This is a genomic window from Chitinophaga sp. (assembly GCF_035761305.1).
Lineage (GTDB): Bacteria > Bacteroidota > Bacteroidia > Chitinophagales > Chitinophagaceae > Chitinophaga.
This window is the reverse complement of sequence record NZ_DASTRI010000043.1, coordinates 1-7,133: the sequence shown is the minus strand read 5'-3', so window position 1 is coordinate 7,133 and position 7,133 is coordinate 1. Positions and strand designations below refer to the sequence as shown.

Sequence of the window (7,133 nt, the reverse complement as noted above, 5' to 3'; positions counted from 1 at the left end):
ATTCGGTTGGAAAAGCTGCATGTTTACCATTAAATTGAACGACCGTTTGCCGCTAATTAATTTATAAATTTCATGTTGAACTTTACAACGTTAAGATCGTTCAGAAGATCGTTAAACGGAAGCCTGGGCTTATGTTTTAGTATTTTAATGTGCATGTTGCAATCCTCCGCTAATGCTGCCGTAAAACCACCGCAGCGCGAATTCTACGAAATCAGGGTCTATCATGTGAAAGATGCCGCGCAGGAAGGTATGGTAGATCGTTACCTGGAACAAGCTTTTTTGCCCGCCGCGCATAAGGCAGGTATTGCCAAAGTTGGCGTATTTAAGCCGGTAGGCAATGATACAGCTGCCGACCGCCGCATTTATGTATTAATACCTTACCGGCGCCTGGAGCAGTTTGTACAGCTTCCTGCTCAGCTGGATGCCAATAAGGATTATATAGCTGCCGGCGCCGCGTACCTGGATGCAGCCTATAACGCTGCCCCCTATACGCGCATGGAAACCATTCTGCTGCAGGCCTTTCCCGACCACCCGCAAATGGAGCTGCCGGCATTAACAGGTCCTAAAGGCGAACGCATATACGAATTGCGCAGCTATGAGGGGCCCACTGAAAAATTATACCGCAATAAGGTGCAGATGTTCAATAAAGGCGGCGAAATAGGTATTTTCAAACGCCTGAACTTTAACGCTGTATTTTATGGAGAGGTGATCAGCGGCAGCCACATGCCCAACCTGATGTACCTCACCACCTTTGAAAACAAGGCCGCCCGCGATGAGCACTGGAAAGCCTTTGGCAGCGACCCGGCCTGGAAACAGCTGGTGGCTGCGCCGGAGTACCAGCACAACGTATCTCACCAGGATATTATGTTCCTACATCCCACGGAATACTCGGACATATAAGTCAATTACGAATTTGTCAATTAAGAATTAATAGTGCGGTGCCTGAACCGGATTTTAACGGTTTCGTTATTCAATTACGAATTGAAGGTATAGCGTCTGAACCGGTTTTTAATCGCCTTATTCAATCGCTGCATTTCAATTCGTAATTCGTAATTGCCAATTCGTAATTATCTTCGTCTTGTGTCACACATATCCATCACCATCACCTGTGCGCCTGAGCTGGCAGATATGCTGGTGGCGCAGCTAAGCGAAATCAGCTACGAAGGGTTTGAAGAAAGGCCCGGCGTGCTCATAGCTTATATTCCTGTTGCCGGTTTTAATGAAGCTGCGCTGGATGAGCTGCTGCAGCCCTACGGTATTACCTATACGAAAGAAGAAATTAAGCAGGAGAACTGGAATGCCCTATGGGAGAGTAATTTTGAGCCGGTGATAGTTGACGGCTTTTGCGGCATACGCGCCGGTTTCCATCCGCCTTTTACACAACCGCTGGAACACGAAATAGTGATCACTCCCAAAATGGCTTTTGGTACAGGGCACCATGCCACCACCTTTTCCATGATCCGCTTAATGCAGCAGCTGAACCTTGCCGGCAAAAAAGTATTTGATTTTGGTACCGGCACCGGTATACTGGCCATACTGGCGCAAAAAATGGGCGCTGCACAAACAGATGCGATAGACATAGACGAATGGTCGGTAGAGAGCAGTAAGGAGAATGCTGCCGGTAACCAGGTCAATATTCATATATGGCAGGCCGATAGCCTGGAAAATATTAAAGGTGCTTACGACGTGATTTTGGCTAACATCAACCGGAATATCCTGCTGCAGTATATGGCCGATATGCGGCGGCTGCTGAGCCCGGGCGGTGTGCTGCTGCTGAGCGGCATTATGGTACAGGACGAAAAAATAATTTTGGAAAATGCCCAAAAGCAGGGCCTGCAGCGGCAGCAGCAGGTTGAGCAGGACAATTGGCTGGCAATAAAGCTGGTAACCGGATAAAAAAACCGTTATATTTAACACGTTTAAAAAGTAGCCATTATTCAACTTTCGTGTTAAAGAAAAAGATAATATTTTATTAATTTTGGCGCAGATTTTTGTTATCTTAGCATTCTAACTTATTGTGATGATAGAATTGTTATTCCTTATTTGTGCCTATCTGATAGGATCAGTAGCTACCGCTGTTTGGGTGAGCAAAGGGGTTTTTGGTATGGATATACGGGAGTATGGCAGCGGCAATGCCGGTGCAACCAATACTTTCCGCGTACTGGGCCCTAAAGCCGGCACCTTTGTAATGGTGGTGGATATGCTGAAGGGAGTCATAGCAGTAAGACTTTCCTATTTATTACCCTATTATCAGAATTCAGATCATCTTACCCAGCTGGTAAACTTCCAGATCGGTTTAGGTTTGGCCGCCGTAGTGGGCCACATCTTCCCGATATGGGCCGGTTTCAAGGGGGGTAAAGGCATTGCCACCCTGTTTGGGCTGGTGCTGGCTATTCAGCCTATAGTAGCGGTTTGCTGCGTGGGCGTTTTCCTGATGATCCTGTTCTTTACGAGGTATGTATCGCTGAGCTCTATAATTGCCAGTATTGCCTTTCCGATCCTGATCCTCTACATCTTTAACGAGCCCGAAGTTTTTTACCGCATCTTTGCTATTGCGGTAGCATTAATGGTGGTGCTAACCCACCAGAAAAATATTGCGCGCCTGCTCACCGGTAATGAAAACAAGGTGCCGCTGTTCAAGAACAGGAGGGGTTTCCGTCGTAAACCCTGATCGCGTTTCTTCTGTTTATAGGTTCCACTTATTTATATACAGCAGTCAAATATCATTGCAGGCAATGCAGGTTGATCTTTTTTATAGAAAGATAAGCCTGCATACCTGCTTTGACAGCAGGTTTACGCTGAAACTGAAAATTTGTTACCCCTGTTTGTTTGGCATACCGATTGCTCTAAAGTATTTTTGCTGCTGAACCAACTACATTACTGTAGATTTGTTATGAATATAGATCAATTATGTATTGGAATTTTTGACGCATTCGTAATTGATAATTCGTAATTAAACATGATTTCACCCATGAAAAAGACTGTCTTTTTTTTAGCTGCCGGCCTGGGATTAATGGCTGCCTGTACCCGGGTGCCGATTACCGGCCGTAGTCAGCTGAACCTTATCCCTGAAAGCCAGATGCAGTCCATGGCATTGCAGGAGTATCAAACATTTTTATCACAGAACAAAACAGTGTCTGCTGCTTCCAGTAAAGATGCGGAAATGGTAAAGAGAGTAGGTACCCGTATTGCCGGTGCGGTAACGCGCTATATGAACAGCCATAACATGGGCAAGGAAATAGCCAATTATAAATGGGAGTTTAACCTGGTAGATAGTAAGGAAGTAAACGCCTGGTGTATGCCGGGTGGTAAGGTGGTAGTGTACACCGGCCTGCTGCCGGTAACCCAGAACGAGACCGCGCTGGCCTGTGTAATGGGGCATGAGATTGCGCACGCTATTGCCCGCCATGGTAACGAGCGTATGAGCCAGGGCCTTATAGCCCAGGGCATACAGGTGGCTGGCGCTGTAGCGCTGAACCGTAACCCGCAGGCGCAGAACATCTTTCTGCAATCATTTGGCGTAGGTGGTAATGTAGGGCTGTTGGCTTTCTCCCGGCAGAATGAGCTGGAGGCCGATCACCTGGGCGTAATATTTATGGCTATGGCAGGGTACAACCCGCAGGAAGCCATTCCCTTCTGGCAGCGCATGGCTAATATGAGCGGCGGCCAAAAACCTCCTGAGCTCTTAAGCACCCACCCCAGTGATTCACGCCGCATACAACAGCTGCAGCAGCTGATGCCGGAAGCCATGAAGTATTACACGCCCGCTAAGTAAAAGCAAAAAGCAAAAAGCTTAATGTAGTGTACTACCTGCACATAAATCAATAACTATAGAAAAAGCATAAAGCACATGCAACTATTGCAACGCTTTATGCTTTTTTATCTGTAAGGCCAGCAGGGGATCTGTTACGGGCTGCTCAACTATTGCAACGCTTTATGCTTTTTTATTGGTGCTTTGACCGTAGTGCACAGGGCATTGAAGCAATTTATCTTCAGCCAAAGGCCTTCGGCATTCCATATTTAGCGGTTAGCAATTTGCTTTTCTTAGCTTTCCGCTTTCCGCTTTCTGCTTTTTACTTTTTGCTTTTTACTCTTTGCTTTCCACTTTCCCTCAGCTTTCTGCCTTCAGCGTTTTCTCCGGTACAATATCCACTACCTTACGCTGTTTCTGCGCTTTCATTTTTTCAGGTATGTGCGCCAGTATCTCTTTCTTAAAAGCGCCTATGAGCGCCTGTTTAATAAAAAAGCGGTGGGTAACCAGGCTGATCTCCCGCACCGGCTCCGGCGACTTAAAATAGCGCACCATGTTCATTTGCCGGTTAGTAAGGTCCTGCAGGGAAAGCTCCGGTAAAATGGTATAGCCTTCGTTCAGGTCTACCATCCTTTTCAGCGTTTCCACGCTGCCGGTATTGTATTCCAGGTTCTTGTACTCGCCCATTGTAAATTTATCGCGGCATATATTCAGCACCTGGTTGCGCATGCAATGCCCTTCATTCAGCAGCCAAACTTCTTTCACATCCAGGTCATCCGGCTTTATGACTTTTTTGCTGAACAGCTCATTGTTTTTAGCAGTGTACACCACAAACGACTCGTAAAAGAGAGGCTGCTCCTCCAGGTTAGGATTATGCAGGGGAGTGGCCAGCAGGCCGCAGTCCAGCAGCTCCAGCTTCAGCTGCTGCATGATCTGCTCTGTAGGGTATTCCCATATTTCCAGCTTCACCTTCGGGTATTTTTTCATAAAGCTGGTAAGAATGCGCGGCAGCAGGTAAGGCGCCAGGGTAGGGATAATGCCTACCTTCAGGTTACCCTGTATCTCTTTTTTATGACCGGCTATAATTTCCTTAATGCGGGAGCTTTCTTTCAGTATTACGCGGGATTGGGCAATTACAGAAATGCCGATTTCCGTTGGCACTACCGGCAGCTTGCTCCGGTCAAATATCTTAATACCCAGTTCATCCTCCAGCTTTTGTATTTGCATGCTCAGTGTAGGCTGTGTTACAAAGCATTTTTCCGCAGCTACCACAAAACTCCTGTACGTGTCTACCGCTACAATGTATTCCAGTTGAACAGTTGTCATTGTGCTCTATTTATAACCTAAAGGTATAGAGAAAATCTATGTAATTACGAATTATCAATTGCGAATTACGAATTGCCTGAAGCAAAGGAAAAAGCGAGTGCCGATGAATGTATTGTAACAGGCAATGAGCGCGTAAATATGTAAACGCTAAAAAAAAGGCCCGCATCCGGAAGATGCAGGGCCAGTTATATAATTAGCATAAAGCGTTAGTACCCGCTCTTTAATTTGTAATTGAACAATTCGTAATTAAAATATCCTGTACCGGTACTTTACCTTATCCGTATTATTATACAGCTCCTTGATGTTGATGGATGCCTGGATGTCGCTTACGGCCTCATTCTTCAGGTTGCGGAATTCTGTTTGTTTGCTGTCTATTACATTCTGGGCAGCCAGGCCGTTATCCTGTGCTATTTTCAGCGAGTTGCTCACCTTGCTGTAGTAAGAGTCCAGCAGGGTAAAGTACTCGTTATACAGGTTCTCAAACCTTTTAGCTTGCAGTATCAGGTCTTCCAGCTGGTTATTTACTTCCTTCAGGTTCGGGTTTTCGCGCAGCAGCAGTTCATAATCTATCCGTTTGCCTTTGGTATATTTTGCCTCCAGGTCGTTAAAGAAGTCAACCACCTTTTCTTTCTTGAAATCCAGGAAAAAATCGTTCATGGTTTCGCCGATGGGTTTATTTCCACGCTGCGGCAGCTTGAATTTCAGTGCGCTGGCCGTAAACATCAGGTGATCGTACAGGTTATCCTGCAACAGGGTCAGCTGGTCTTTGTTAAAGTTCAGGCCAAATTCAAACTTCTGGTTGGCGTCGTTCAGCGCGGTATAATAAACCACGTATTTATTCAGCTCCTTTTCAAATGACTGCAGTGTTTTCTGGCTTATCTGCTTGTTATTCACGCTTACGCTGTGCAGGAAGTTCATTACCGAGTTGGCAATGGCCAGGGGCGGCGTAAGCGAGGTAAAGCTCTGGAAAATAGGGCTGTTGATAATGGATTTGGTAGACTCTACTATTTTGCCGTTCCGGTCATTTTTATCGGCTTTGCCCTGCAGCACTATTTTTTCCACCAGCTCCACAATACGGTCGCTGAACGAAAAACCCAGCTCTTTGCTTTCCGGGTTGTTCAGCGCAGTTATAAACACGTCCAGGTTATTGGTGGTGGTGCGTGATTTCAGGTCAATGATCTTCTTATTCAGTAAATAATAGGTTTCGCTGGCATTGATCAGGTTATTTTTGATCAGCTCATACTTGGTAAGGTTATCTATTTCCTTACCCTGTAATAACCCCTGTATAGCGTTTGAATTTTGCCGGTCGCTGTCAGCTACTTTCTGCAGGTCTTCAATCAGCTTCCGGATAGTGGTATCGGCAGTCCGGATGTTGGTGCGCATTTCCTGGGGCTGCGTTACAGATGCCGGTATTGTATCTGTTTTGTCCTGGGCCCGGACGGTTAGCATGCTGCCACTTATCATCAGTAGGGACAGGATAACACATCTTAAAGCATTTTTCATATAAAGCAAGTTCATGCAGTGTTCGCTTTTTATTAACAGTATGTTAAGAAAATATGATGCCAAAAATAAATTCCGGTGCAAAGATAGTATGATTTTATTTGATAGGTAGGATTGCCGGGTTTCCTGTTATATTTGCGCCAAATTTCGCCACTTTATGCTCAATAGTAAAAAGATAGTAGTGGTACTGCCGGCCTATAACGCAGCATTAACACTCGAAAAAACCTATCTTGAAATTCCCTTTGACATTGTGGATGAAGTTGTACTGGTAGATGACGCCAGCCGGGACGATACCGTGCAGGTAGGCCAGGCGCTGGGCATCCGGCATATTATACAGCACGACCACAACAAGGGGTACGGGGGCAACCAGAAAAGCTGTTATAACAAGGCCCTGGAGCTGGGCGCCGATATTGTAATTATGCTGCACCCCGATTATCAATACACGCCGCTGCTTATTCCCTCCATGGCCTACCCAATTGCCAATGGCTTGTACCCGGTGGTGTTTGGCTCCCGCATTTTGGGTAATGGAGCGCTCAGGGGCGGCATGCCGTTGTAT

The 7,133-nt window shown here is 46.1% G+C and carries 7 protein-coding genes; 5 read left to right on the top strand and 2 right to left on the bottom strand.

Translation table 11 applies throughout. The features are described from left to right. Nucleotides 1-153: 153 nt before the first annotated feature. The 4 genes from VFS25_RS04530 to VFS25_RS04515 all read left to right on the top strand — a co-directional run bounded on the left by VFS25_RS04530 (nucleotide 154) and on the right by VFS25_RS04515 (nucleotide 3,775). Complete coding sequence (locus VFS25_RS04530; protein WP_326460932.1) at nucleotides 154-900, top strand: NIPSNAP family protein; 747 nt, start codon at nucleotides 154-156, stop codon at nucleotides 898-900. A gap of 180 nt (nucleotides 901-1,080) precedes the next feature. Continuing rightward, the gene (prmA, locus tag VFS25_RS04525; protein WP_326460931.1) at nucleotides 1,081-1,896 is read left to right on the top strand and encodes a 50S ribosomal protein L11 methyltransferase; all 816 of its coding nucleotides are present in this window, start codon (nucleotides 1,081-1,083) and stop codon (nucleotides 1,894-1,896) included. 124 nt (nucleotides 1,897-2,020) lie between these two features. Then, nucleotides 2,021-2,671 (top strand): glycerol-3-phosphate 1-O-acyltransferase PlsY, encoded by a 651-nt coding sequence (gene plsY / locus VFS25_RS04520; RefSeq protein WP_326460930.1) that lies wholly within the window; start codon nucleotides 2,021-2,023, stop codon nucleotides 2,669-2,671. Nucleotides 2,672-2,971: 300 nt separating this feature from the next. Beyond that, entirely contained in the window at nucleotides 2,972-3,775 is an 804-nt protein-coding gene (locus VFS25_RS04515) for a M48 family metallopeptidase (RefSeq protein ID WP_326460929.1), read from the top strand. A 336-nt stretch (nucleotides 3,776-4,111) separates the two neighbouring features. Here the strand turns inward: VFS25_RS04515 and VFS25_RS04510 are convergent, their stop codons facing one another. Further along, nucleotides 4,112-5,077 (bottom strand): hydrogen peroxide-inducible genes activator, encoded by a 966-nt coding sequence (locus tag VFS25_RS04510; RefSeq protein ID WP_326460928.1) that lies wholly within the window; start codon nucleotides 5,075-5,077, stop codon nucleotides 4,112-4,114. A gap of 246 nt (nucleotides 5,078-5,323) precedes the next feature. Then, nucleotides 5,324-6,526, bottom strand: coding sequence for a hypothetical protein (locus VFS25_RS04505; protein ID WP_326460927.1), 1,203 nt, complete (start codon nucleotides 6,524-6,526; stop codon nucleotides 5,324-5,326). A gap of 208 nt (nucleotides 6,527-6,734) precedes the next feature. On the opposite strand from VFS25_RS04505, the gene VFS25_RS04500 reads away from it, so the two are divergent. Further along, a partial coding sequence (locus VFS25_RS04500; RefSeq protein WP_326460926.1) for a glycosyltransferase family 2 protein occupies nucleotides 6,735-7,133 on the top strand: 399 nt, incomplete at its 3' end.